Source organism: candidate division KSB1 bacterium (genome assembly GCA_016214895.1).
Taxonomy (GTDB): Bacteria; Electryoneota; RPQS01; order RPQS01; family RPQS01; genus JACRMR01.
Map to the genome: position 1 here is coordinate 79,571 of JACRMR010000025.1, position 25,661 is coordinate 105,231.

Sequence of the window (25,661 nt, forward strand, 5' to 3'; positions counted from 1 at the left end):
GCTCCATAAAACAAAGCCCGCCGAATTGCTTCGGCGGGAGTCATAGCAGCAGCCAGTCAACCCGGTCACCTATTTTTCGAAGACCTTTCTCAAGCGCTCGGGTTCGGGTAAAATGAGGCGGCGGCGATCTTGGATCACCAGGCTGTCATTCTCGAATCTGCCCAGGACAGTCGTCACCATTTCCCTTGTGGCACCAATCAGATGTCCGATCTCCTGGTGCGTTAGGCGGATTCTGATTCGTGTGCCATTCGGGACCTTTTGTCCATCAGACTCTGCGAGTCCAAAAAGGAGTTTCGCGATCCGGGACGGGACGTCAAGAAACAACAAGTCACGAATCGCAGCTTCCACGCGACGCATCCGTAATCCCAAGAGTTTGTTGACCGATAACATCATGTCTTGGCGTGACTTGACCATCTCCATAAACGACTCACGCGAGATCCGGCACAGGTAGCTGTCTTCCAAGGCGACGGCTTGAGTCTGTGCGTCTGCTCGATCCACAAGATCAAGCTCGCCGAAGATTTCGCCGGGCTTCATCAGGGCTACCGTCGCTGTTTTCCCGTCTTCTGTGATGAAGGACAACTTGATAAGCCCCTCCTTCAGAAAGTAGATCCAATGAGTCGGTTCGCCTTGAAGATAAACAGGATCGGCTCGATGTACATGATCGGTCTGAACCATGGTCTCAACTGATTCCATGTCTGCCTCAGACATTCCATTGAAGATGTTGAAGTTCTTGAGGTACCAGAGAGGCTCATGTCCCATTTCGAATCTCCTGTCGAGTGCGCTGAAAACTTCCTCAAGTTAGTGATTTTCAGCGACTTTTTCAATGATGGCCTCCTTGGTCAAGTTGCCTTGTGCCAGTCGGAGGTCTATCCACCTGCTGTCCGCATCGGCAATCGCGAGGGCTAAATCGAGAGATGCTTGTGCCAACTGATCTTCCGCGTCAAATACGTCGATGATGGAAATCAGGCCATTTTCATAAGCGGCAAGCGCGGCTGCCTGAGCTGCAATTGCAGCATCGTGCGCATCTTTCGCACCCGTGAGACGCTCCTCAGAATCCAGAAACCCGAAACGTGCAGACACATACGCACCAACCATCTCCTGCTGTGTCAGTTTCCACGCCAGTTTTTCCCTGCGAGCCTTGGCCTGTGTGCCGCGGATCTTCGCCAAGTCTCCTGCAGAGACCGTCCAGTTCAGCAGAACAATAGCGTCATGCCGAGATGTCAAGCTGTCGCGGACAATTCCAAGGTCAGTGCTTATGATACGTGCATCGACCTCAGGCAATAGGAGATCAGCGATGGCAGCGTTCCGACCTTGCCCGGCTGCGTTCTTGGCATGGCGCGCTGCGACCACGCGGGGATGGTTGGATAACTCGAATTCCGAGTCTGAAGTATCAGCCCAATTCACGATGGGATACATTTCCGGACTGCCGGGTAAAACGAGTTCTTCCGGTGGAATGTCAACCCACACCGCCAAACTCGTACTCGACGTTGTGTAGAGTTGGTGTGCTTCGGCGGCAGACCGTCGCAAGGAGCCGACACGCGACCGCGCTTTTGCCACATCTAAATCACTGCTTAAACCGAGGGCTTTGCGCTCCTCCGTGATGTCAAGGACCTGCAAGTGGTCCCGCAGCGAGCGGTTTGCAGCGCTTAGTCCGACCGCCGCAACCATCAGGTTGTCGTAACGGTGAACGGCAATTGCCAAAGCCTGCTGGCGAATTGTCACCAAATTCATCCTCTGTTCAAGCAGAAGATCTCGTGCGGAAAGGGCGCTGAAGATCTGAGATGCGACGTTCAGGCGATATCCAAACCACACTGAATTCTGATAGGATCGGTAGTCCACATCAACCAAGTCGCCGCCCGTACCCTGGGCGGTGCCGTCCACTGTCTTCTGCAGGACGCCCAGCGAGGACTCAGGAAATAAGTCAAGGCTCGACTGGTAGCTCTGGGCGCGAGCCACGTCTGTTTGCGCGCGCTGCATGAGCAGTTGCGGATTGACTGCGTCCGCCCGCTCCAGGATCTCATCGATCGTAACAAGTCTCTGGGGGGCACTGTGGTCAGCAAAGATCGTGGAATCGAGGCGTAAGCGCACATTCATCACCCCTGCATCCTGGGCGATTGCACGCGAGGAAAGCACAAGAACCGTAGCAACAACGGGAAAGCGTCTGATCAGATTCATCACGAAGCCGAACCTCCGCTGGAAGCTACTCGCACGGAATCTCCAGCTGCGAGCGTAACGGGACCGCTAATGATCACCGGCGTCGCCGAGGAAAGCTGACACTTCACCGTGCACTCCTTGCCATCGTCATAGACCAGTTCTACCGGAACCTTGCTGGCTCTCCCGTTTTCGGCAGTCAGAACAAATAGCTCCTTCTTTTCTTTCCTCAGAGCCCGTGAGGGAATGCGGATGTCATCTTCTGATCCCTGAAGCACAAGGAATACCGTGCAGAACATCCCCGGCCGATATTCGCGCGCTGTGTTGCTGAGGTCGCTTTCCGCTCGCATCGTGCGCGTCGAAGAGGAAAGCGCCCCGGCGATACGAGTGATACTTGCTTCGTACATCCTTCCCTCAGCCGAGCTTAAGTAGAACGAAATACTTTGACCGACGTTCACTCTCGGGGCAGCATAATCCGGAATTTCCATCTTGAGCCGCAGGAAGTCGCTGCGCATAATCTCGACAATCGGCGACTGCATGGAGCCGCTGGTGACAAGATTTCCAACGTCCACCATGCGGCGCGTTACTGTGCCACGGAACGGAGCATGAATCGTAGAATAATGCGCGAATGATTGCAGCTCATCGCGTCGGGACTGGGCGACCTGTAGTTCAGCTTCAGCAACATGCAATTGAGCTACGGATTGATCGTACTTCTGCAGTGTTTCCGCGAGTTGCTGATCGGACACGGCACCGGGTGAGGATTTCAGTAGATTGGATACACGCCCGGCCATAAGTCCCAAAAGCGTTGAGTCGGCCCGTGTCTTCTCGATTCGCGCGGTAGCCGCGACAACTTCTGCTTCGGAACTCTTGAGCTTCGAGTCAAGATCGGGAACGGAGATAACGGCGAGAACTTGGCTTTCTGCGACTTCATCGCCGATGTCCACGCTCACATCGCTGATATAGCCCGTCACGCGCGCATAAAGAACGGCCTGCTCGTAGGGCTCGATGGTGCCGGTCAGCGTTATGGGGCGATCGTTCTCACCCACGATGCATTGAGCAATAGATACCTCCGCCACCGCGTGCGAGCCGACGGAGGACGGATTGAAATGCTCTAAGGCTTGGTTCTGCTTCCAAAGTCGCCATGACGTCACGGCCAGGATGAGGATCAGCAGAATGCTAAGGGTTGGCCAGTATTTTTTCATGTTGGTATACGCTGAGGTGAGCTAAGCCGTAGCTGATTCCTGAGATGCAGTCGCGGTTGTTTTCCTGCTGCGTTTGAATTCCGCATATAGCGCTGGTGTGACAAAGAGAGTAAGCGCCGTGGCGCCCAGAACGCCGCCAATGATCGCGCGTGCAAGCGGAGCGTTAGCCTCGCCGCCGGCCCCGCCAATTGCCATTGGCGTGAGGGCAAGAGTTGCAGCCATCGCGGTCATCAGAATAGGACGGATTCTCACCCTCGCAGCGTCCGTGATGGCGTCTTCCACTGATGCACCCTGTTCCATTCGGCGATTGGCGAAATCCACAAGCAAGACACTATACGCGACAACGATTCCCACCATCATGATGATTCCCATGAAGGACATGATGCTCAGCGCCGTTCCGGTTGCGAAGAGGAACAGGACCACTCCAATGAGTCCCAGCGGAATGGTCAAGAGAACAATGAACGGATCTACGAAAGAGCGAAACTGCACGACCATGACCAGATACACAAGCAGCGCGGCGATCAACAGCCCCGTCGCGAACTGACCGAATGCATCTCGCATGGTGTGCATTTCGCCCGTCATCGTATAACTATATCCCAGCCCGGCAAACTCGCCGCCTTCCACGGCATAATACACACCGCGCGCCGACTCTTTCTCTGCCGGCTTGATCGCGTCGGAGCGCGCGAGCCGCTGCTCGATCTTTGCTACCACCGAGCCGATGTCATAACCGGGTCTAACAGCAGCATACACGTCGATAACGCGCGTGATGTTCATGTGATTGATGACCGCAGGACCTGTCGAGCGTTCGATTTTAACAAGATTTCCCAGTGGCACGGCTTCTCGCCCGCCGGGGCTGGTTACGGGGATATTGAGCAAGGTCTCTACCGATGTCAGGTCTGCCTCAGCATATTGAGCACCGATGAAGTAGTGATTGCCGTTGCGCTCGTCAATCCAGAAAGCAGGATTAAATCCGACGCTGGAGTTGGTCGCGGTCACCAGGTTCTTAATCACGTCTTCCACGTTGATACCTGCATATGCGGACTTCAAACGATCAATATCCACGTCCAGCACAGGATAATCAAGCCGCTGAGCGATGCGGACATCGGTCGCGCCGTCCACTTGCTCTATCTCTTGCTTGATCAACTTTGCAATGTTGAAATTCGTGTGTAAATTACTGCCCGAAACCTGCAGATGAATCGGTGCAGGCTCGCCGAGGTTCATGGCTGCCGTAAGCATCCCGCCGGTATCAAAAGAGAACTCGACATCAGGAAATTTCTCACGCAGTGACTGACGCAACCTGCTTACGTAGTCAAAGGTGGATGGATAGCCACGTTTCCCTTTGAGTTGAACCAGCACGAAAGCGTCCATCGGGCCGACATTCGGCGTGTAGGCTGCGGGCCAGTCCATCAGCACACCGATATTCGAGATGAGGATGCGCAAGTTTGACTCCGGACGCTTTTCCTCCTTCGGGTATGCGGGATCGGGCTCACCGAGCAACTCTATGACTGCTCGCTCCACCGCACGCACCGTTTCCTCAGTGTGTTCGATGCGCGTTCCCGACGGCAGCCGCACGAGCATCTGGAACTGCTTCGCGTCCACCGGAGGATAAAGCTCGCGACCAAGAGAACTCCCGAGCACAAGGGTAATGACACCTAGTGCGATTACCGTCACAAAAACGGCGCGCCTTCGGCTAAGAATATGTTTTACGGTCTCAGCGTAGCGCCGGGCAAGCTTGAACTCCTTGTGATCATGCGCCGACTGAAGCTTTAGGAATCGCACACAAAGCACAGGAATCAATGTAATTGCCACCAGATAGGAACCAATGATCGCAAACACAGCGGCGATGGCCAGCGGCGCGAACAAGAACTTCGCCATGCCGGTCAGGAACACGACGGGATAGAAGACCGTAATAAACGTGAGTGTCGAGATCAGCACAGGCCGGGCAACCTCCGTTGTGCCATGTAACGCGGCATGGTGGAGGTCCTCCCCATCATTCATCCGCCGCATAATGTTCTCGATGACGACGATGGATTGGTCAACAACGATGCCGACGATCAGCGCGAGTCCGCCCAAGGTCATGGCATTCAGCGTGTCCCCTGTATAGAATAGTCCTATGACGGCGGCCAAAAGCGACACCGGTATTGAGAGAGACGCGATCAGCGTAATGCCGAAGCGACGCAGGAACAGGAAAACCACTCCAGCCGCCAGTAACGCACCAAGCAGTGCTTCTGTCTGGAGGCTATTCACCGAGTTACGCACATAAACTGACTGATCGAGGACGACGTCAAGCGAGAGATCCTTTGCCTTGGGATTGAACTCGCGTAGCCGTGCGAGCGTCTGTTCCAGACTGCCGCGTATCGAATTGACAATTTCAATCGTGTTGGCTCCGGGCTGCCGGTAGATGGGAATATAGACTTGCCGCTTTTCGTTGATGCGCACGACGTTGCTTTGAATCTGAGAGGCATCCTGCGCCCGGGCTACATCCCTAAGCAGGATCGGTGCGCCGTCCCGGATCGCGATGGGAATGTCATTGAGCATTTCCACTTCGGGAACCATCGAATTGGCGAATATCTGATAGTCCAGATCGCCGATCTTCATGTTGCCCGCCGGAATAAAAACATTCTGTTTCTGCAGTGCGCGCACTACATCCATCGGCGAAAGTTCGCGTGCCTCCAGCTTTTCCCGATCCACGTAAGAGAGAATGCGCCGCAGCTGGCCACCATAAACAGCCGGGGCAATCACGCCCTGAATGGACTGCAGACGGTTTCTCAGCTCAAAGTATGCGACATCATACAGTTCCTTCTCATTCATCCCCGGTGATGAGACGCTGACCAGGCAGAGCGGAAGCGAGGCGGTGGGATCAAACGGCATGACCATTGGCGGAACCGTACCCGGCGGAAGGTAGTAGAGATCGCTCATCGCATAGGAGGTCACCTGACTCATTGCTGTTTCGAGGCTGATGCCTTCGCGAAAAAAGTCCTTGACCACCGAAACGCCGAGCATGGACCTGCCCTCCTGGTGCTCGATTCCCACCGACTGCCCTGTCCACCTCTCAATCCGGCTCATGATATCGCGTTCCATGATTTCGGGGGGCATGCCCGGATAGAAAGTGACAATCTGAACTGCTGGAGTCTTGAAAATCGGCAAGAGATCCGCCGGGATCTTCGTATAAGAGGTCATACCTATAACCACAATGGCCAGAGCAGCTACGAAAACGATGTATGGGTTTCGGAGAGCGAATTTAACCAAGAGATCGTCCTTAGCAGAAACATTGAGTGGGTGACAGTCAGTTAATGTTAAACGCGCGATGAAATCATACTATTTTGTATTTTATTATGTTACGTTGACATTGAGAGGGAATTCAGTCGAGTATGATTTCTTGTTGCTCAATACATTATATTAAGGGTGACAGAGCCCTGTCCTAACAATAAAGGGTCCGAAAGCCAAACTTGAGCGAGCGCCACTTCATTGCACAATTGGATCCGATTCGACCGCAGCTGCTGGCCTTCTGCCGTCACAGTCTGTGGAAATCTGCATTGCTTGAAGATGTTCTGCAGGAAATCCTGCTGACGGCATTCGAGAAGTATGACAGCTTTGAGCAGGGAACGGATTTTCGCGCCTGGATATTCCAGATCGCGTCTTTTGTCGTGTTCAACGTCAACCGAAAGTTCACTCGGGAGAAATTGTTGCTCGTTCCCGAGCCGATCGAAGAACTGAATATTGAGGCGGAACTGCGCGACGCGACTCGGCAGGAAGATTGGCTAAGTGATGCCCCCGACCTCAGCTTGCATTTCAGCGACGATGTTTCTGCTGCTGTCAAGAGCCTCACGCTAAGCGAGCGATCCGTGCTGCTTCTGCGAATTGTGGCCGGATTGAGTATCGCGGACACGGCATCGGTATTGTCTATGCCACAAGGAAGTGTAATGGGATTCTTTTCCCGAGCCAAGCGCAAAGTGCGCGTTCAACTGGCGACGCGAGATCGGGAAGGCGGAGGAACGTTATGAACTGTGAAACAGTCTATTCTCATGTCGAGGATTACTTCGATTCTAACGTGAGTCCCGAACAGATGCGCGCGATTTCCGATCATCTGGACTCGTGTGCTCCGTGCCGCAATCGTCTCATGGCCGAGGAGAGGTTTCGTGCAGCTCTTCGAAAGAGCCTTCTCAAACCTCAACCAACCGATGATGCCGTATGGCATCGCGCTCTTGAGTCTCTACCCTCGCAACGGTTACCTTCGCGCAGCACCAGCATTCGGAGGCAATTCTTGCTGGCAGCGGCTGTTGCAGTTCTGGCTGTAGGCGGGTTGCTGTACCAGAAATTCATGCGGGCATCGAGCCTTCTGGACTTGATCACGGCAGACTATCACGAATACGTCAGAGGCGAGATGGATCTATCTCTGCAGAGCAGCGAGTTTGCGGAAGTCAGCCGCTTCTTTGAGTCACAACTGGGAGTCCGAATTGATCAGTGTTCGGCGCCCGATGAACGGTGTCGCTTGGTGGGAGGAAGGACTTGCTACCTGAATCACGTGCCCACCGCGCTGCTCGTATTTCATCAGGAGAGTGAACCGGTTTCTGTGTTCGTCCTCCCCACCTCTGAGCTGCATCGCTTTCCCCGCAGTTCACTGATACGTGAAGGGGCATTCTGGAAAGGCACGGCCAGCGGTCTCGCGGTATGCGGTCGTCCCGTCGGTGATCAGTTGGTGTGTGCAGTGGGCGACACTAATCCTGAAAGTCTCGAACAGTTGCTTGAGAGCATCTGCGTCAACTAATACACGCTAGATGACAAGAGTCCGGATACTCATTCCCGGTTTCGGAACATCCGGAGCACAACCGCTGACTTCGCTGCTAATCTCCAGCGCAAGAGATGTCCATTGGGAAGCCCTATTGCTCGCCCCAAAATGTGAATGGCGTTTCAAGAGCACTTGAAAACGTGCGTACGTTGCCGACGTAAGGAAGGTTCCACTAAGTGGGTACTGTGCAGTGAAGGAGTCAGGTTGCCCCACATCTGGAAGTCCGAACAGCACTGCGGGCCGAGTCATGCCGCACCCAACGAGTAGCCATGCTGTTTTGCCAATTCCTGGCAGAATAGCCGCACATGAACCAGGGGCTGCCCAATGTGGACATCCCCTTCGGTTGCAGAACCGGTATGCCAACTGATTCGCTAATAATCCCGGCAGATTGCAATTGTCTGCCGATTGTGACGTCTTGCCGACGAACCACAGATCGCTCCCCATCGCCTTTGAATCGGGACTGTCCCAAATTCGTCTTTTTCGGTTTTTAAGATCAATAATATCAACCATGCGCTGCTGACTCTTAATCAGTGGGTTCCAGGTTCAAGTCCTGGTGGGTGCACCAGCTAAAAGCCCGTAGGTCAATGACTTACGGGCTTGTTGTTTGCCTGCATGTTGATCGGATGAACCGATGCAAGTCTATATTTTGAGAACTGGTGACAAGGATTTTGTCTACGATTTGTCTCTATAGACTGGGCTACTCCCATTTTTAGCCACGGGATCCGAGTAGTCTGGGCGGCGGGGGCGGCTTGGTTGTATTGAAGTCCGGATTCGACGGGCGGACGGTAGCTGAGCGCCGAGGGTAACGGCTCCTGGTTGTAGTCGAGTTCGATAAAGCACTGGATTTGCCCTCGTGCCTTTTCCGGCGTACGGTAGTCGGACAGATAGACTTCTTCTTCCTTCAAGGTCTTAATGAAGCTGTTCAGCAACGGCATTGTCGTAGGGATTGCCTTTCCGGCTCATGCTGATCGTGATCCCGTGCTGCTGCAGCCGATCGGTGTAGTCACGGCAAGCATGCTGCATGCCGCGATCACGGTGATGGATCAGCTCCGGCGGGGGGGGGGGGCCGTCGCTCCTTCAGGGCCATCGTCCGCCGTGGACGACCGGTAGTAGCAGGCGCTGCGCGGCCGATCCAACAGCGCACATCCTTCTTGCGCGGTGAGACTCCCGCGTTTGGACGCAATGGCTTGGGCGACGCTCTATGGTTCCTGCCGGCGGGCCGTTCTATTAAGAACTCAATCTGCTCTTCCTTCTTTCCCACCAGCCGCTGCAGATCCGCCACCTGTTGCTCCAGCGCCCGCACCGCCGCCGGCGCGGCAATCGAGAACCGTAGTGTCACATTGCAGCCGGACCAACAACGCCCGCGGAATGATGCCGTGGGCGTATGTGCTACATTCAAGGCTCCGCACCCTATGGTCAGTTCATCGGGCGTTCGCGAGGCGTGCTACCTACAGTGGGGTCAGCAGTATTGTCTAAATTGCAATATTATAATGGCGACATTATTATAATTCTGGCTTTATCATATACTGACAAACGATAACTTATTATTATTAATAGAATAATGAAAATGGACATTTCCTACGGTTGACTTTTTACTTCGTGCACATTATATTATTCGCATCAACCCGAGGAACCAGAAATGACGGCGGATGAAGCCATTTGCGATCAGGTCGTTAGCGCGCTGCGCGGAATCTCACGCGCACTGGAGTTGCACTACAGACAGCTGCTGCGGGACTACGGGCTTTCCGGCCCACAAATCATCGTCTTGAAGGCCGTAAAGACTGCGGGAAGGCGTCCCATCAGCGACGTCGCCCGCCGTGTTCACCTCAGTCACGCGACGGTCACGGCGATTATTGACCGCCTGGAGCGAAAAGGCCTCGTGGTGAGATCGATCAATGCGGACGACCGACGCGAAGTCTTCATTAGCTTGACCGAAGAGGGCGAGCGGACGATCGAGCACTCGCCGGCATTGCTCCACGAGCAATTTATCAAGGAGTTCACCGGACTCGACCGCTGGGAGCAAAACCAGATTCTCGCGTCGCTGCAACGTGTCGCGAAGATGATCGGCGCGCCTGAACAACCCGCACCGCTGCTCTCGATTGCGCCGCTCGGAGACGAAAGCCAGGCCCCGTCCGCCTCGACGGCAGGAAAGCCCACTCCCCAGCAGAGCCACCGATGAACACGGAGCCTTTTCGCGTCAAGGACTGCTCACTCATTGCCTTGTCCACCGGCAAACACGCCCGCAGTCTGCGAGAATTCGCCACGCATCTGCAGTCGGTACCCATCGCCAGCGTTTATCATCATTTCTGGGGTACCCGCCTGCAGCCGCGATTCGACGAACCGGAATACCAAAACGATCTCGCGTCGTGGGTCCGCCATGGGCTGCACGATCCTGTGCTTTCAGAACAGCTTGCGGTTCTTGATCCCACGGACTATCCCGATCTGGAAGAGCTCAGGCGCGACGTTGTCGATATTATCGAACAGCGGCTGGCCAGCGATGATCGTGTCTCGTGGGTGCAGGCACAATACCCGTTCTCATTTGTGCTTGCCCAAACGGTCATTTTCGATTCCACGATTCGGATCGCGTCACCGGAGGAATTCGCGAGCGCGATGCCGCGGCTGACTCTGGGAAGCGTGTTCTTCCATTTTATCGATGCCCGCCGCCGGCCGTTCGTCAGGATGGACGATTTCCGGACTTGGTTGACAACGTATTGGCCCGGCTACGACGGTTTGATCCAAGCCCTCGCGGATGTGGAGCCCTACTTCTGCACGCTGGCGGAGCTGCGTGATCGCCTGACAAACTCATGTCGAGACTATTTCGCCGGAGGAATCGATGGTCGCCAAACTCGACCAGTATAGCGCGGTTGCCGGAGAGGAGTCCGTAGCGCACTTGCGGCAACTGGCCGCCCCGCTGCGAGGGCTGCACATGGTGCACGTGAACAGTACGCGGCAAGGCGGCGGAGTGGCCGAAATCCTCGAGCGTTTGGTGCCACTCATGAATGAGCTGGGGATTGATGCCAAGTGGGAGGTTGTGCACGGCAACAGCGAGTTCTATGCCTGCACCAAGCAGTTCCACAACGGGCTGCAAGGCAACTCCGTGGAACCATCGGTGCGGCAATTGCGCGCATTCGAGCAGGTGAACCAGGAGAATGCCGAACGGCTGCGAGCCACGCTGGAGTCCGCCGACATCGTTTTCATCCACGATCCCCAGCCGGCACCGCTCTTGAAGAGCTTTGCAGCTCGGAAAGGCAAGTGGGTGTGGCGCTGCCACATCGATGTCAGCAGGCCGCAGCGCACGATCTGGAAGTACTTGCGCCAGTTTGTCGAGGCCTATGATGCAAGCATCTGGTCGCTGGCGACTTTCGCCCAACCCCTTGGTCATCCGCAGTTTCTGATCGCGCCCAGCATCGATCCCCTGAGCGAGAAGAATACGGTCTTGGATAACGCCGAAATCAATGCGACCGCCAATCGCTATGACATCGATCGCAGCCGCCCGCTAATTGTCCAGATCTCACGATTCGATCGATTCAAAGATCCACTCGGGGTGGTGCAAGCCTATCGACTCGCGAAACACCAGGTTCCCGGCCTACAACTCGTCTTGGCCGGGGGCGGTGCAACCGACGACCCCGAGGGCGAGACCGTACTGTCGGAGGTTCGGGCGGCGGCCGGTGACGATCCGGACATTCACGTCATCCTGCTGCCCCCTGACGCACACCGCACGATCAACGCGCTGCAGCGCCTGGCGGATGTCGCAGTTCAGAAGTCGCTCAAGGAAGGATTCGGACTCACAGTAACGGAGTCAATGTGGAAACATAAACCAGTGTTGGGTGGAGACGCCGGCGGAATCCGGTTGCAGGTGATTGACCATCATACGGGATTTCTGGTCAGCACGCCCGAAGGAGTCGCCTTACGACTTCGTTACCTGTTGGACAACCGTGATCGACTGAGAGAGATGGGGCTGAAAGCGCACGAGTTCGTCCGCCACAATTTTTTGTTGACGCGCCATTTGCGTGAATACCTGACCATCATGGTTGCGGTCATGAACAATGTCCCCGGACAAATCGAGTTGGCATCATGATTCTCGTGAAGCCACCCGCGCAGCCCGTCGAAGGGATTCCCGGCTTCTGGGATCGAGTGCGACGGGCTCCGCGTCGCTTTCTGGGGTTGGACTATGATGGAACGCTGGCTCCGTTCAAGATCGAGCGGATGAAAGCCCGACCCTTGCCGGGGACGGAGCAGCTCGTGACCACCATTGCCCGCGACGCTTCAACCCGCGTGGCTGTGCTGTCCGGACGCCCCATCTCAGAACTACTGAAGCTGCTGGGTCCATTGGAAATCGAAATGGCCGGGGCGCACGGTTGGGAGTTACGCAGGGCAGGCGGAGGGATAGTGAGGCGGCTGCCAGAGTCGCCGCAGTCGGACGGACTTGAGGCGGCGTATCTGCGCGCTCAGGACACGACCTATCGACCCAAGCTCGAGCGCAAGGTCGCCAGTCTCGCCTTTCACTCACGAGGTGCGCTGGAGCAGTCCGTTGGGGAAGAGACCATCAAAGGCCTGTGGCTACCGATCGCCCTCGAATATGGATTGGAGCTACGCGAGTTCAACGGTGGCATCGAGCTTCGAGCACCGGGCTTCAACAAAGGAACTGCATTGCTCGAACTGCTGAAAACCGAGCCGAATGACAGCTTCGTCGTGTACATCGGGGATGACGACACGGATGAAGATGCGTTCGAAGCGCTGAAGGGGCGGGGATTAGGCCTCAGGGTCGGCGGCTACGGTTTGCGAACCGCTGCGGCGGGGCGCTTGGCTAACTGCGAAGCGGTGCAGGACTTCTTGCGTATGTGGTGTCCAACGACTCCGGCCGGCAGATAAGGAGGTTCCCGTGAACTCGATGACCCATCGTCTATTTATCGTATCCAATCGATTACCTGTGGTGGTGAACCGGGATGGCTCAGGTCGGGTCAACGTCGAGCGAGGTGCGGGAGGGCTGGTGACGGCCCTGCGCCCCGTGATCCGTCGCCACCCCAGTGTCTGGTTTGGCTGGCCGGGCTGCGAGGGAGACGGCGAGGTCCGCGAGGTGGTCCGGCAGCACGGGGTGGATGCGGGATACGACCTGCACAGCATTGATTTGACGCCGACGGAGGTTAATCTCTATTACAACGGCTTCTCGAACGAAGTGTTGTGGCCGCTGTTTCATGACTTCATCTGGCTCTGCAATTTCGATCCGGACTACTGGCCGGCCTATGAGTCCGTGAACGCCAAATTCGCTGCGGCCGTGGCGGCGCAGATTCAGCCCGACGACGTCGTATGGGTACACGATTATCAACTGCTGCTGGTCGGCGCCAAATTGCGCGAACTGGAGATTCCGCACCGAGTCGGATTCTTCCTGCATATTCCGTTTCCCTCCGTCGACGGCTTCAGCAAGATTCCCTGGCGGGCCGAGCTGCTGGCCGGCCTCCTTCGCTTTGACCTGATTGGCTTTCAAACCGATCACGATGTTCGCAACTTCGTGCGCTGTGTTCAGACCTTGATTCCCGCCGCGAAGGTGCACAAAGCGGGGCGCCGGATTCGGTTGAACATCCTGCAGCGAAATGTGATCGTGGGCGCGTTTCCCATCAGCATTGACTATGACCGATTCGCGAAGCGATCACGGGATGATGATGTCGTCCAACAGGCTGCTGTGATCCGACATCACCTCGGCGACCAACAACTGGTGTTGGGCATTGACCGTCTCGATTACACAAAGGGAATTCCCCGCCGGCTCAAAGCGTTCGCCGAGGTGCTCACCGCCTATCCCGAGCTCCGCCGGCGGATTACTTTGCTCCAAGTGATCGTTCCCAGCCGCACTGACGTATTGCGGTATCAGGCGCTGAAGGAGGACATCGAACGATTGATTGGAGAGATCAACGGTCGCTTCACCCAGCCGGGCTGGATTCCGATCCAATACATGTATCGGACGCTCTGCGAGACCGAACTCCTCGCTTACTTTCACTCCGCGGACATTGCGCTAATCACCCCGCTTAAGGACGGGATGAACCTCGTGGCAAAGGAGTACTGTGTGGCTAACGCTGCCGGCACCGGCGTGTTGATTCTGAGTGAATTCGCGGGAGCGGCAGCCCAGCTTTCGACCGAGGCCGTGATTGTCAATCCGTTCGACAAGAAGATGACGGCAGCGGCGATTCATCACGCGTTTGAGATGGCTACGGCGGATCGCGTTCGACGCATGCAGAACCTAAGGCGACTGGTACGCCGAGATAACGTCTTCAAGTGGGCGGATGATTTTCTGGCCGAGCTGAGGGCCACAGCGGCGCGGGACAGCGTCACCCACGCTGCCCGGGCGATCGATTAGTTCAGGCACCCCGCACTCAGGCACGTTACCATCCATCATGACACTTAATTTCTCCAGCCCGAGTTGGATTCACAGCGTGGTCGTCATTCTGGCAGCCGGGGCGGCGGGATGCGTATTGGGTTATGCGATTGAGCGGATCGTGCTCAAACGCTTACACACGTTCGCACTGCGATCAGCGTGGAGCGGGGACGAGATTATGCTCGACGGTCTGAAGGGCTTCGTGACGGTCTGGGGAGCGCTGGCGGGGCTCTACCTGGGTCTGTTGACGGCCGACTTCGAGTTGCCTGCCGCTTCGCACCTCGGACGAGCGTTGATCGCCGTGGTCATAGTGACCGTCACGCTGGCCGCGGCCGAAGCGGGCGAAGATAACCGTGCGCTGGGCGAACATCGCGAGCGCGAACACCGGTCACCACGGCATGGATAATCACCTCACGGTATAGGCACCACGTGACATTTGCCCTCACACCTGAATTGCAGTACGTCGTCTTGCTCTTCTCGTTGTTTGTCGTCCCGCAATTTCTGAAGCGATTTCGGGTGCCCACCCCGATTACGTGCGTGCTGCTCGGGCTGGGTGCCGGAATGGGCCTCCACATGTTTAGCGCCGATGCCACCGTCGAAATGCTGGCGTCGCTCGGCATAATCTCACTGTTTCTCTTCGCGGGATTGGACGTGGACTTCCAGGAAATGAAGGCGGAACGTCGCATCCTGCTGCAACATGTTGTCCTGATGCTCGCCGGCTTGCTCGTGGTGGCGACGATTGTGACGCTGGCCACGGCCCTCGATTTCCGCACGGCAATTCTGGTTGCTCTGGCTTTGCTTACACCTTCGACCGGGTTCATTCTCGAATCGCTGAGTTCGTTTGCGACCACTCAGCAGGAAAGGTTCTGGATCCGATCGCTTGCATTAGGCGCGGAATTGGTTGCCCTGGGCGTGTTCTTCGTCGTGTTGCAGTCGTTCAGTGTTCGACAATTCAGCCTGTCGATTCTCGCGCTGGTCGCGCTGATCGTAATCGTCCCGGTGGTCTTTTGGCTATTTGCGAAGACCGTCGTGCGATACGCGCCCAAGTCGGAATTTGCCTTCCTGTTGATGGTCGCCCTGGTCAGCGCGTACGTCACCCGTGAACTCGGCGTCTATTACCTGGTGGGGGCGTTCATTGTGGGAGTCGTGGCGCAACGGTTCCGGTTGCGGTTGCCCTCGCTCGTGTCGGACAACATGTTGCACGCGGTAGAAGTGTTCGCCTCGGTGTTCATCCCGGTCTACTTCTTCAAGGCCGGTTTGCACATCCAGCAAGCCGATCTCAGCCTTCGGGCAGCCGGCATTGGACTGCTGTGTCTTGCCGCCATTGTCCCACTCAGATTGTTGATGACCGCGCTGCATCGTCGCATCGCGCTCGGGGAGCACCTGCGCCGCGGATTGCGCATCAGCGTGGCGATCATCCCGACCCTGGTGTTCTCCATTGTGATCGCCGAGATTCTGCGTGATCGCTTTGAGCTCAGCAACGAGTTATTCGGCGGGATCATCATCTACGCGCTGATTAACACGGTGTTGCCGACATTTGTGTTCAAGCTGCCTGCTCCCGAGCTGGACCGGGCGGGAAAGATCACCGAGGATGCGAAGGCCGGTTAAAGGAATCGCCACGACCGGAACCGACATGATCGATCGCGTGTTCGCGGAATCTTGCTTCTCCTGAGGTCCTCAAGCTATTTTTATGTCCAACCCACGCTTACAACTAACAGTGAGACACCAGTGGTGTCTCCATGTGCCCCGTCCGGAACAACCACCGCCACCAGTCCAACTACCAAAGTGCTCAAGCAATTGTACATTTTAAGGCACAGCTATTGACTTTTTGACCAAATTTTCGTATATTATGCTAAGCCTAAACCGATATACTCCGAGATGACCGCTTCATCAGCCAACCAGACCCCTCGATTTCACTGCACAAGTTTCAAGTTTTCAGCAAGTAAGGCCTTGTTTGGTCAAAAAGCACTTTGCACCCCATCTCCGTCTTCATCGATTATTATCCATCCTTCATCCCTCACCCTTCATCCCTCACAGAAACGTCACAAGCCACACCCCTACCACCGCCAGACCGATCCCGATCACCCGCTGCCTCGTCATTCGCTCCTTCAGGAAGATCGCCGCGAATACAAACACGAATACGTTACTTGTTTGATTCAGCGCCGAGGCTTGCGAGGCCTGTGTGTACTTCATTCCCGCAAGCCACGTGAACAACGCGAGATATGCGCCCACAAACGAGCCGCTCACCATGTATCCCCAACCGCCTCGCACAAGTAAGGACCGCAGAATCGCCAGCCGTTCCCGATTGAACAACAGGATCACGAGCAGCGTCGCGATCCCGCCCAGCAGTCGAATCTCCATCACCCATAACAGCGAACTGGTTTCCAGCAGCGGCTTCACCATCACGATCCCGACCGCCATGAATGCCATCGCCAGCACGCCCCACAGCACGCCCCACCACAACCCCCGCCGCACCGCATGATCCGCCTGCTTCGTGTGCGTCGCCTCCAGCACCGCCGAAATAATCAGCACCACGCCCACGACTTGCCAAAGCCTCAATCGCTCCCCCAGCCAAATCATCGCCGCTGCAATCACCAGCGGACTGTACAGACAATCCACAATTGACGAGAGCGCCGCGCCGAGTCGATTCAGACTCATGAAGAAGAGCGTGTCCGCGATCCCGATTCCCAACGCCCCGCTGATCAGCAGCAAGTTGACTTCCGAAACAGAAAGGCCCGTCATAAACGAGCCTTCGAACAGCCAAATCGTCGGCACAAGCAACCCCGCGCCCAGCACGTTCTTGAACAAATTGAGCGCGATCGGATGCACCGTCTCGCCGCTTTTCTTAAACAGAATTACGGCAAACGCCCAAATCAATGCGGTGCTCAAAGCAAGCAACTCGCCGAAGTGCGGAATCGTGGCCAACAGGGATTAACCGCGAAACCGGCGGGGACTCACCAGCCCGGCAATCAGGCTCAGGGAGACCGCGGTGATCAGGCAGAGCAGGTAGAACCAGACCGGAAACCCCACTGAACGCAGGAACAGCCACGTATAGAACCAGGTCAAGACCTTCAACAGAAAAATCGCCGAGCTGCCGGCGGCAACGCCGATCGCGAGTTCCTGCACCAGCAAAATCAATCCAAACGTGCGATCGGAGAGGCCGATCAGCTGCAAGAATTCCCACGTCGCCGCACGATAACGAATCTGGGCCCGCAGACACAGACCCACCAGACCGAGCGCGACCAGGGAGAGCACACCCAGCAACGGCCCGAATTCGCCGCGCAGACGCTGCACCATCCGGCCCAGATCGCTCCACAATCGCCGCGGATAGAAGACGCCGCGGACGTCCGGCCAACTCTTCGCCGATGTCGTCAGACTGTCCAGCAGATCCAGCGTCGCCGCGCCAAACCGCACCCGCACGATCGGCGGAAACGGATTGTAACCGAACAACGCCAGCAAGTCGTCACCAGTCTCCCGCTGCATCTCGGCCAGCGTGATGTCAGGCGGCACATATTGAACAAATTCAAGACCCGGCCAGCTCTCCACTCCGCGCATCACATGGTCCTGCGCGGTCCGCGAACCATCGGCAAGTTCAATCTCCACGGTCAGTGCGCGTAGAAACTCACTCTGCAAGCGCTCCAGCAGGAACGCCGTCCCCGCGATGCCGCCCAGCATCGCCGTACTCAGCGATAACAAGGCAATCGCCAGCAGCGTGAGCGTGGGACGCGAGCGCAACGTGCCCCAACCGAGTTTCAGCGCCAGCCGGAATTCGCTCATTTCAACCGCCCTTCGTCCAACTGCAACCGGCGCGCGATCTGTGCCAGATTCGTCTGCCGGTGAGTCGTGACGAGCACGGTGGTGCCGCGAGCGTGGGCGGCCGACAGCAACGCTTCGGCCTCCGCCGCCGACTCCGGATCCAAATGCGCGAACGGCTCGTCCGCCAATAATACCAACGGGCGGTGAATCAGTGCGCGGGCAATCTGCAGACGCGCCTGTTCACCGCCCGAAAGCTGTTGAGTTTGCTTGCGACCCGCCGCTGCCAGACCCGCATCGAGCAATGCGCGAGTGCCCTCGCCGCGGCACTTGTCGCTGGTCTCACCGGCAATCGCAAGCGGCAGCGAAACGTTGGTGAGCACCGTCTCCTGGTCCAGAAAGCGCGGCAACTGGAACACCATGCCGATCCGCCGCCGCAGCGATGTCAGTTCCACCCGCGAGACGCCGCCAAGTTGAATTCCAGCGACCTTGCCGTAACCCGCCGCCAGCGGCTGCGCGCCGAGCAACACGCGCATCAGCGTGGTCTTGCCCGAACCCGTCACGCCCTCCACAATCACCATTTCACCTTTTTCGACCACCAGACTCAGCCCGACCAGGACCGGGCGCTGGCCGAATCTTACGTTCACACCGGAAAGTTCGATGACGGAAGACGCCATAGATTACTTGAGATATAACAGTTTGTTGACCAACGTCCGTTGCGCCGTCTCCAGCGAAAGGAAGTAGAGGCCGCTCGCGAGTCCGACGGGAGCAAACCGCAAGCCGTGTGCTCCGGCCGCCTGCGCGCCGTCGATCAGCACGGCGCGCTCCCGACCCAGGATGTCGAACACTCGTAGTTTGATATCCGTTTGCTCCGGCAGCGAGAATCGGATTTCCGTGGACGAGTTGAACGGATTCGGAAACGCGGGAGCGAGATTCAAGCGGTTAACCAGCGGCACCGCGGTCTCCGTCGTGAGCGGGTGAGCGGGTTGACCATGCACGCGCACCCCGTTCTCGATCCAGCGGATTCCGCCGCTCCCGGCCGCGATCACGTCAATATCCGTATCGCCGTCGAGGTCGGCCGCGCGAATCGAGTGCCAGCCGTCCAGCCCGAGATCAAGGTCGTGGCGCGTGAACCGGCCGCGGCCATCGTTGGCAAACCACGCCGCGTCATAGCCTTCACTCGCGCAGGCCAGAATGTCCGGGTACGAGTCCATGTTCAAATCAACGACGGATATGTCGCTCACCCACGGCAGGTTGCGCGTGATCTGGTGGAAATCGAGCGTCACGTTGCCGCTCGTATCCGCGGCACGGTTGCGCCACCAGGAGATGCGGCCTCGCGATGACGACGCCGCGATCACATCCGCGCGACCGTCGTTGTCCAGATCGCCCGTCGCGGTCGCGCTGATCCATCCAAGATGGTCGGCGAACGGCCGGCGAACGGGTGCGATCGGAACGATCGCGCTACTCTGAAACGACATAAACCCTTCACCCGGCGATACCAGCAGCCATTCACTCAGTCCGCGCTGATCAACATCAAAGAGACCGCTGATGGTCTGTGGTTGCCAACTCACGTGATTCAGCAGGTCGGCCACATTGTAGTCGCCACCGGAGAGTCGCTCCAGCAGCAGGATGTGCGCGTGATCGCCGAGGGAGCAGACGATGTCGAGATCACCGTCCGCCAGCCAGTCCGTGCAGGTCACCCGCAGCGGGTGAACCAGATCGTCAACCAGATTGCAGACCGTAAATTGGGCCGCCCCGTCATTACAGAAGGCGACGAGATCGCCGCCTTGGTAGGAGGTGGTGACCACATCCAGACCGCCGTTGGCATCGAGGTCGGCCAGCTCGAGCGTATTCGGTGTGGCGATCTGACTGGACAGCAAGCGCTGCGCGAATTCACCGTCCACATTCTCCCACCACACAATCAGATTGCCGTCGTAGGACGTCGCCACAAGATCGGCATCGCCGTCGCGATCGAGATCACCGATCCGAACGACGTCCCAGGCGGGATAGTTCGTACGAAGCTCGTGCAGGCCGATAGGCAGGAAATGCTCGGCGACATGCGGGCTGCAATCCACGATCTCGGCGTGAAACGGACGCGGCGGCAGCAGCGGATTCGGCGGTAGCAGATCGGTATGAACGCGCTGCATGTACAGGATCGACTGCGAGCCTAACTCGCCACCCTCGTACATGTTGCCCCGATAGAACTGATAGAAGAGAACGAGTCTTCCCCAGGACGTGCGCAGGGCCAGCGACGGATCCTGCTCGCTGGCATTGGCACCGTTGGGCGCTTCCGGAATCACCAGCGTTTGCGTCACGTTGTTGCTGATGGACCAGTGCGATCCGCCGTTCGAGGAGCGGGCAATCCAGATGTCCGCGTTCAGCATGCCGGCGTCGGAAACCTGCGTCGTGTCGTACCTTAGGTATGAGCAATAGAGATCGCCACTATCGGAATCTTGAGCGAGACTGGGCTTGTGCACCATCGCCCGATGCGGGCCGAGATTGTACGGGACGTCGGGCAGCCATTCCTCAGCGACCAAGCCAATCTCGCCGGTCGCTTCACTCCAATGCCAGATCTGCGCGGCATTGGCATTCGGCTGCGGGAAGCCCTCGTAATTCCACTGATAGTAGCGAACGGTCGTGAAGGCCACGTGAATGTAGCCATCATCATCGAACAGGATACTCAAGTCCCCGAAGGCGCGCAGGGTGTCGCGAGTACAACAGATGCCGTCATCGGAGTCGTCGTAACACGCGACATCCGGGGCCGCGAACTGCGTGATGTTCAGCGGCGGTTGCCAGGTGAAGCCGCTGTCATTGGAGATCCGCAGATATACGTCGTTGGACAACTCGTGATCCGCGACGCCGGGGAAGTGCGTGGGTTTGGTGTAACCGATGGCGGTGCGAAGCGGCGCGACGTTGCCGCATGCGATATCCCAGGATTGACGGGAAACGCTGTCCAGCGGGAGAAATCCGCCGCCGCCGGGAGCAGGTTCCCAGGCGATGTCCATCCCGAAGCCGGATTCATCGAAAACCGGCGTCCCACGCGAATAGAAGATACGTGATCCTTCCGAGGAGACGACGTGCAGCGTGCGATCGGGAGCGACGGCGATCTTGGGCCAACTGATACTCAGGTCATTCCCCTGCTCGCTGCGATGCGGAATTTCGATCGCCGTAAACGCGCCCGCGCCGGGAAGGAAGTCGATGCCGACCGCCGTATGCGGGCTGCCCTGCCCGATCAACTGGTGAAAAGCCGGATAGCCGAACCCTTCCGTGTCCACCCCCAGCGTCAAGTAACCCGCGCGCGATGTGGCGTTGATCTGGACTCCGGATTGAGCTGTGAACGACTGCATTCCGAGGTCCCAGAAGTTCCAGTAGGCATGTCGTGGCGACTGACTCGCTGTCAGCGCGTTCGTCCAGCCCACCTGCACATCGCCGACAGGGCCGGTGCCCAACATTCGACCGACCGAACTGCTCCATTGCAGCGGTGACCACGTCGTCCCCGCCTGATAACGTTCGGACGGTTGGGCGACGGCGATTGAACACAGCGAAATCCAAAGCAGTAGTAAGAAAGTTCCACGCATGGGGTCCTCCGCAAGTTGAACCGTGCCGGCAGCGAATGCTGAAATGCAAGAGCGGCGAGTTGCGCAGCCCCGCTACTTCAACAGCATGAGTTTCTGTGTCTGAGCCTGATCGCCGGATCGCAGCGAAACGAAGTAGAGGCCGCTGGAGAAGTTGCCTGCGTTCCAGATCAGCCGGTGTTTGCCTGCCGGTGCCGCGCCATCATACAGGACCGCGACCTCGCGACCCAACAGATCATGAACCGTGAGGCGCACGTGCGCGGGAGTTGAGAGGTCGTACGAGATCGTCGTGCTCGCGTTGAACGGATTCGGGTAGGGCGCCGACAACTCAGACTCCGTGGGGACGATCTCGTGCTCAACCGCGTGGTCATCGGGCACCCACGGAAAGCCGGTGGAGTCGATATGAAGAGGATACTGCGGCATGAGCGGCAAGCGGTCGATGTCGAAGGTTGAGATCCGCTGATAGACAACCGGGTTGTCGGTGGTCACTCCTTCATTAGAGAACGCGCTTCCGGCGTCGTGGTCGAGCACGTAGGTCAGGTGCAGGAAACCATCCGTGACGTACTCGGCTAACGACGGATCGCGTTCACTCATGCTGCCGGGAGCCCGGACATTCTGCCCGGGACAGGTATTCGTAACATTGGTCCCGACAGACCAACTGCGACCGCCATTCGTGGACATGGAAATCCAAATGTCCGCCATCGGGTAGAGCTGCTCCGACGTGCAGTTGGTGTCGTATTTCATGTACGTACAATAGAGCCATCCTAAGACGGGATCGATGGCCAGCGACGGCCGCTGCACGTTGAACTGGTTGACACCGTCATAGATGAGCGGATCTGTGAACGGCCACCAGCCGTCGGCGACCAGATTGTACTCCTCATGTTGGTCATCCCAATGCCAGATCGTGGATCGCTTAATGTACGATGTCGGTTCTCCGTCCGGCCAGAGCGCATAGTAGGACGCCGTGGTGAACAAGACGTGCAGCGCATCCCACCAGCTTCCGTCATAGAGCAGGTCGATATCGCCGTACGCGCGAAAGGTGTCGATGCAGCAAATCAGGGTGTCCCCCGACGCACAGTCGGTGTCCGGCTCGGCGAATTGCGTAATATTGAGTGGCTCACCCCAAGTTCCACCGGCATCAATGCTCCGCTCAAGGAGGATATCTTGGTTGAACATGCTGCTGAAGCGCGTGCTGTCTAGCGGACCGGGGGTGTGCCAGGCGACCGCGACCCAGGGATGGCGCTGAGCCGCCGCAAGCGCATATCCGTTCGAACTCGTCGTGGCCATCGAAAGCGGCTGATCCCAGTCCACGCCTATTCCGCTGTGCTGCTCATCAATTTCGATCGTGCCCCGGGTGTAGTGGAGTGTGGCCGGTTGATCCGGATCGTGTGTTTGCCCCATCGCCAGAAGGTGCGCCGTGCTCAGGTGGACCGCGAGCCGGGTGTTGTACAAATCAATTTCGGGAATCCCAACGCCCGTGCACGTGAACGCGCCGAAATGCGGCAGATAGTCGAGACAGACCGTGGAATTCACATAGGACGTATTTAGCTCGTGCGAGGAGATCAACGCAAGGCCGTGATCGTCCACACAGACCTGCGGTGCGCCGCCGCGCCCTTCGAGGATCGGCATGCCGTTCGGCCACAGGAAGTCCTGCGAAAGCGGAGACCAAACGTTCCAGAGCGGGCGCGGTGAATTCGCGAGCGTGCCATACCAGACGACGCTCGCATACCCGCTGTCATCCAGCGCGATGCGTCGGCCCGGTGAGCCGTAAGCCTGAACGTCGTTGATGGTGATGCCGGCGGTGTCAATCGTGCCGATGGGCTGCGCGTAGCTCGGCGCCGCAATGCACAAAATGATGAGCAACCGTTTCATAGAACCTCCGCAAGGTGAGCAGGGCGAGAAGAAAATTTGGAAATTCGGAAAGGCAGAAATGCGGTAAGCCGAAGAAGATCTCCTTGATTCCTCCCGGCGGACCGGGGGGACGCAGAATCATTTCAACAGCATGAGTTTCCGTGTCTGAGCCTGATCGCCCGACCTCAGCGATACGAAGTAGAGGCCGCTGGCGACGCCCCGCGCGTCCCATGTGTGCCGGTGCGATCCGGCATTCGTCTCGTCGTCTACCAGCACGGCGACCTCACGGCCCAGAATGTCGTAGATCGCCAGCCGCACGCTCGCGCGTAATGCGAGTGAATACTCGATAGTCGCCGTCGAGTTAAAGGGATTGGGATAGGGAGCAACCAAAGCAAATTCAGCTGCCGTTGGATGCGCTCGCTCCTGCGCCGCTGCATAAAACCCCGTCGAGTCCCAGTGCAGCGGATACTGCGGCATCAGCGGAGTCGTGGGAATCGAATCCACGGGAATGCGCTGGTAGATGATCTCATTCCACGTCAGAGGCAAGGATTGTTCATTAGCGTCGCCCGCCTCGTGATCCAGTTCGTACTGCACATGCAGCAAGCCGCTTGATACCACTTCCGTCGCGCTCGGATCGCGTTCCAAAAGGCTTTGTCCGTTGGGCACAGGATTCCCCGCCGGATGCGTTCGAGTCACGTTGGTCCCGACACTCCATCGCACGCCTTCGTCGGTTGAGACCGAACAGAAGAGGTCGGCACTGCAATAGTGGTTTACATTTTGTGCCGTCGTGTCGAACGTCTGGTACAGACAGTATAGACGACCGGTCGATTCGTCGACTGACAAACATGGTCTTTGAACAACACGGTCCCAGTAGTCACCTAACTCGCGGGAGTAGAAGCTCCAGCCGTTTACCATGAAACTGACCTGATGGGTCGCTTCCGACCAGTGCCAGATCATTGACGTCAAGCCGTTCGTGTTCAACGAGAACTCGCCGTTGTCCCAGAAGCTCAATCGGCTGGTGACGAACGAAATGTGCAGCTGATCGTGCTCATCAAAGAGCAGTGAGATATCTCGCCAGAAGCGAAACGTATCGCGGTTGCACTCGGCGAAGTGTCCCGAACTGCACGCGGTGTCTGGCGGCACGAATGAAGTTACATTGATGGTATCCGACCATGAAGCGCCGCCGTCCTCGCTGATCTGAATGACAAGATCCTGATCGAATCCGTAGCGGTATGGTGTACTGCCCGTGGGGCGCGGCCAGGCTCGGGCGACGCGGGGAGCATGTCGAGCCGCGGCCATCGCGTAGCACGGCTGATCGATTTGACCGAAGTCCTGATACTCCAGACTATCAGCATAAACATCCCAATCTACACGTACGACCTGGTGCCGAGCATTTCGCAGGATTTGACCACGCGCATACCAGAGCCAAATGGTCTCGATATCAGGAGTTGTCGTCGCGAACAGATGAAGGTTGCCGATCATGTCAACGCACGATCGCGGATTGGTCACGTCCTCAACGAAATCCCAATGGCGCGGCGGCACCGGCCCATCCGTTACTTCCAAGCAGAGTAGATTGGTTGACACGGTATGGGGGCCGTACGCACCGTCGTAGGTGATGATGGGACAGAACGGAGCGGTGTACCAGACTTGAGCGTGTCCGGCGTGCGACGCATAGTCGATGCCGAAGCCGTTTCCCGGTCCCCAGACCTGACGGTCTTCGTTCCAACCGCTATAAAGTACGTGCCGCGTGGGCCAACCCGCGGAATCGGCTCGATAGGACCATGCCGTGTGCTTATTACGGTATTCGTCTTCGGCAATTGCCCGGGGTTGAGTGCCAAAGCTCTGATTGTCCCACCAGGTGCCGCCGGGAATACTTGTCTGACCGATCGGCTGGCCGATTGCTGCTCCCGCGCAGGCCAGGATTGACATCCCGATTACCATAATTCGTTCGTAGCTCATGGTGCCGTCCTGGT

22 protein-coding genes are annotated in these 25,661 nt (G+C 57.4%); 9 read left to right on the forward strand and 13 right to left on the reverse strand.

All coding sequences use genetic code 11. The annotated features are described in order from the left end of the window. Positions 1-69 precede the first annotated feature (69 nt). The 4 genes from HZB60_12475 to HZB60_12490 all read right to left on the reverse strand — a co-directional run bounded on the left by HZB60_12475 (position 70) and on the right by HZB60_12490 (position 6,602). Positions 70-693 (reverse strand): Crp/Fnr family transcriptional regulator, encoded by a 624-nt coding sequence (locus HZB60_12475; protein MBI5060580.1) that lies wholly within the window; start codon positions 691-693, stop codon positions 70-72. A gap of 105 nt (positions 694-798) precedes the next feature. Further along, positions 799-2,178: a TolC family protein gene (locus HZB60_12480; protein ID MBI5060581.1), complete on the reverse strand. Its 1,380-nt coding sequence runs from the start codon at positions 2,176-2,178 to the stop codon at positions 799-801. Further along, positions 2,175-3,353, reverse strand: a complete 1,179-nt coding sequence (locus HZB60_12485) for an efflux RND transporter periplasmic adaptor subunit (protein MBI5060582.1) — start codon at positions 3,351-3,353, stop codon at positions 2,175-2,177. The genes HZB60_12480 and HZB60_12485 overlap by 4 nt, the downstream gene beginning before the upstream one ends. Positions 3,354-3,374: 21 nt before the next feature. Next, complete coding sequence (locus HZB60_12490) at positions 3,375-6,602, reverse strand: efflux RND transporter permease subunit (protein MBI5060583.1); 3,228 nt, start codon at positions 6,600-6,602, stop codon at positions 3,375-3,377. A gap of 200 nt (positions 6,603-6,802) precedes the next feature. On the opposite strand from HZB60_12490, the gene HZB60_12495 reads away from it, so the two are divergent. Both HZB60_12495 and HZB60_12500 read left to right on the forward strand, forming a co-directional pair. Next, the gene (locus tag HZB60_12495) at positions 6,803-7,357 is read left to right on the forward strand and encodes an RNA polymerase sigma factor (protein ID MBI5060584.1); all 555 of its coding nucleotides are present in this window, start codon (positions 6,803-6,805) and stop codon (positions 7,355-7,357) included. Then, entirely contained in the window at positions 7,354-8,121 is a 768-nt protein-coding gene (locus tag HZB60_12500) for a zf-HC2 domain-containing protein (protein MBI5060585.1), read from the forward strand. Before HZB60_12495 ends, HZB60_12500 begins: the two co-directional genes overlap by 4 nt. A 602-nt stretch (positions 8,122-8,723) precedes the next feature. Here the strand turns inward: HZB60_12500 and HZB60_12505 are convergent. From HZB60_12505 to HZB60_12515, 3 genes are read right to left on the reverse strand one after another with little or no spacing between them, the layout of a single operon-like run. Beyond that, a complete protein-coding gene (locus HZB60_12505) occupies positions 8,724-9,047 on the reverse strand; it encodes a hypothetical protein (GenBank protein MBI5060586.1) in 324 nt (107 codons plus the stop codon). 4 nt (positions 9,048-9,051) lie between these two features. Next, positions 9,052-9,165, reverse strand: a complete 114-nt coding sequence (locus HZB60_12510) for a hypothetical protein (protein MBI5060587.1) — start codon at positions 9,163-9,165, stop codon at positions 9,052-9,054. Positions 9,166-9,172: 7 nt separating this feature from the next. After that, the gene (locus HZB60_12515; GenBank protein MBI5060588.1) at positions 9,173-9,481 is read right to left on the reverse strand and encodes a hypothetical protein; all 309 of its coding nucleotides are present in this window, start codon (positions 9,479-9,481) and stop codon (positions 9,173-9,175) included. Between the two features lie 300 nt (positions 9,482-9,781). Here HZB60_12515 and HZB60_12520 point away from each other — a divergent pair, with 300 nt between their 5' ends. The 7 genes from HZB60_12520 to HZB60_12550 are packed head-to-tail and all read left to right on the forward strand — an operon-like array spanning position 9,782 to position 16,117. Next, positions 9,782-10,321, forward strand: coding sequence for a MarR family transcriptional regulator (locus HZB60_12520; GenBank protein MBI5060589.1), 540 nt, complete (start codon positions 9,782-9,784; stop codon positions 10,319-10,321). Beyond that, complete coding sequence (locus HZB60_12525) at positions 10,318-11,001, forward strand: hypothetical protein (protein MBI5060590.1); 684 nt, start codon at positions 10,318-10,320, stop codon at positions 10,999-11,001. Before HZB60_12520 ends, HZB60_12525 begins: the two co-directional genes overlap by 4 nt. Then, on the forward strand, positions 10,976-12,220 hold the full coding sequence (locus HZB60_12530; GenBank protein MBI5060591.1) for a glycosyltransferase: 1,245 nt from the start codon (positions 10,976-10,978) through the stop codon (positions 12,218-12,220). Before HZB60_12525 ends, HZB60_12530 begins: the two co-directional genes overlap by 26 nt. Continuing rightward, positions 12,217-13,014 carry a trehalose-phosphatase gene (gene otsB / locus HZB60_12535; GenBank protein MBI5060592.1) on the forward strand — a complete coding sequence of 266 codons (798 nt, stop codon included), beginning with the start codon at positions 12,217-12,219 and terminating at the stop codon, positions 13,012-13,014. The genes HZB60_12530 and otsB overlap by 4 nt, the downstream gene beginning before the upstream one ends. A 19-nt stretch (positions 13,015-13,033) precedes the next feature. Beyond that, positions 13,034-14,491: a trehalose-6-phosphate synthase gene (locus HZB60_12540; protein ID MBI5060593.1), complete on the forward strand. Its 1,458-nt coding sequence runs from the start codon at positions 13,034-13,036 to the stop codon at positions 14,489-14,491. Positions 14,492-14,528: 37 nt separating this feature from the next. Next, positions 14,529-14,915 (forward strand): hypothetical protein, encoded by a 387-nt coding sequence (locus HZB60_12545; GenBank protein ID MBI5060594.1) that lies wholly within the window; start codon positions 14,529-14,531, stop codon positions 14,913-14,915. 23 nt (positions 14,916-14,938) lie between these two features. Further along, complete coding sequence (locus HZB60_12550; protein ID MBI5060595.1) at positions 14,939-16,117, forward strand: cation:proton antiporter; 1,179 nt, start codon at positions 14,939-14,941, stop codon at positions 16,115-16,117. 423 nt (positions 16,118-16,540) lie between these two features. On the opposite strand, the gene HZB60_12555 is transcribed toward HZB60_12550, so the two are convergent. From HZB60_12555 to HZB60_12580, 6 genes are all read right to left on the reverse strand, one after another. Beyond that, entirely contained in the window at positions 16,541-17,434 is an 894-nt protein-coding gene (locus tag HZB60_12555; protein ID MBI5060596.1) for a DMT family transporter, read from the reverse strand. A 6-nt stretch (positions 17,435-17,440) separates the two neighbouring features. Next, positions 17,441-18,286, reverse strand: a complete 846-nt coding sequence (locus HZB60_12560; GenBank protein MBI5060597.1) for a hypothetical protein — start codon at positions 18,284-18,286, stop codon at positions 17,441-17,443. Continuing rightward, positions 18,283-18,939, reverse strand: a complete 657-nt coding sequence (locus tag HZB60_12565; GenBank protein MBI5060598.1) for an ATP-binding cassette domain-containing protein — start codon at positions 18,937-18,939, stop codon at positions 18,283-18,285. Before HZB60_12565 ends, HZB60_12560 begins: the two co-directional genes overlap by 4 nt. A 3-nt stretch (positions 18,940-18,942) precedes the next feature. Continuing rightward, a complete protein-coding gene (locus HZB60_12570) occupies positions 18,943-21,840 on the reverse strand; it encodes a T9SS type A sorting domain-containing protein (GenBank protein MBI5060599.1) in 2,898 nt (965 codons plus the stop codon). 72 nt (positions 21,841-21,912) lie between these two features. Beyond that, positions 21,913-23,709 (reverse strand): T9SS type A sorting domain-containing protein, encoded by a 1,797-nt coding sequence (locus tag HZB60_12575; protein ID MBI5060600.1) that lies wholly within the window; start codon positions 23,707-23,709, stop codon positions 21,913-21,915. 117 nt (positions 23,710-23,826) lie between these two features. Continuing rightward, a complete protein-coding gene (locus HZB60_12580; GenBank protein MBI5060601.1) occupies positions 23,827-25,647 on the reverse strand; it encodes a T9SS type A sorting domain-containing protein in 1,821 nt (606 codons plus the stop codon). Positions 25,648-25,661 lie beyond the last annotated feature (14 nt).

What these genes read in the sequence shown, in the direction of transcription:
- HZB60_12485 (MBI5060582.1), bottom strand. Translation starts at nt 3,353, where the DNA reads ATGAAAAAATACTGGCCAACCCTTAGCATTCTGCTGATCCTCATCCTG.
- HZB60_12575 (MBI5060600.1), bottom strand. Translation starts at nt 23,709, where the DNA reads ATGAAACGGTTGCTCATCATTTTGTGCATTGCGGCGCCGAGCTACGCG.
- HZB60_12520 (MBI5060589.1), top strand. Translation starts at nt 9,782, where the DNA reads ATGACGGCGGATGAAGCCATTTGCGATCAGGTCGTTAGCGCGCTGCGC.
- HZB60_12560 (MBI5060597.1), bottom strand. Translation starts at nt 18,286, where the DNA reads ATGAGCGAATTCCGGCTGGCGCTGAAACTCGGTTGGGGCACGTTGCGC.
- HZB60_12500 (MBI5060585.1), top strand. Translation starts at nt 7,354, where the DNA reads ATGAACTGTGAAACAGTCTATTCTCATGTCGAGGATTACTTCGATTCT.
- HZB60_12540 (MBI5060593.1), top strand. Translation starts at nt 13,034, where the DNA reads ATGACCCATCGTCTATTTATCGTATCCAATCGATTACCTGTGGTGGTG.
- HZB60_12580 (MBI5060601.1), bottom strand. Translation starts at nt 25,647, where the DNA reads ATGAGCTACGAACGAATTATGGTAATCGGGATGTCAATCCTGGCCTGC.
- HZB60_12510 (MBI5060587.1), bottom strand. Translation starts at nt 9,165, where the DNA reads ATGCAGCATGCTTGCCGTGACTACACCGATCGGCTGCAGCAGCACGGG.
- otsB (MBI5060592.1), top strand. Translation starts at nt 12,217, where the DNA reads ATGATTCTCGTGAAGCCACCCGCGCAGCCCGTCGAAGGGATTCCCGGC.
- HZB60_12525 (MBI5060590.1), top strand. Translation starts at nt 10,318, where the DNA reads ATGAACACGGAGCCTTTTCGCGTCAAGGACTGCTCACTCATTGCCTTG.
- HZB60_12530 (MBI5060591.1), top strand. Translation starts at nt 10,976, where the DNA reads ATGGTCGCCAAACTCGACCAGTATAGCGCGGTTGCCGGAGAGGAGTCC.
- HZB60_12475 (MBI5060580.1), bottom strand. Translation starts at nt 693, where the DNA reads ATGGAATCAGTTGAGACCATGGTTCAGACCGATCATGTACATCGAGCC.
- HZB60_12570 (MBI5060599.1), bottom strand. Translation starts at nt 21,840, where the DNA reads ATGCGTGGAACTTTCTTACTACTGCTTTGGATTTCGCTGTGTTCAATC.
- HZB60_12545 (MBI5060594.1), top strand. Translation starts at nt 14,529, where the DNA reads ATGACACTTAATTTCTCCAGCCCGAGTTGGATTCACAGCGTGGTCGTC.
- HZB60_12565 (MBI5060598.1), bottom strand. Translation starts at nt 18,939, where the DNA reads ATGGCGTCTTCCGTCATCGAACTTTCCGGTGTGAACGTAAGATTCGGC.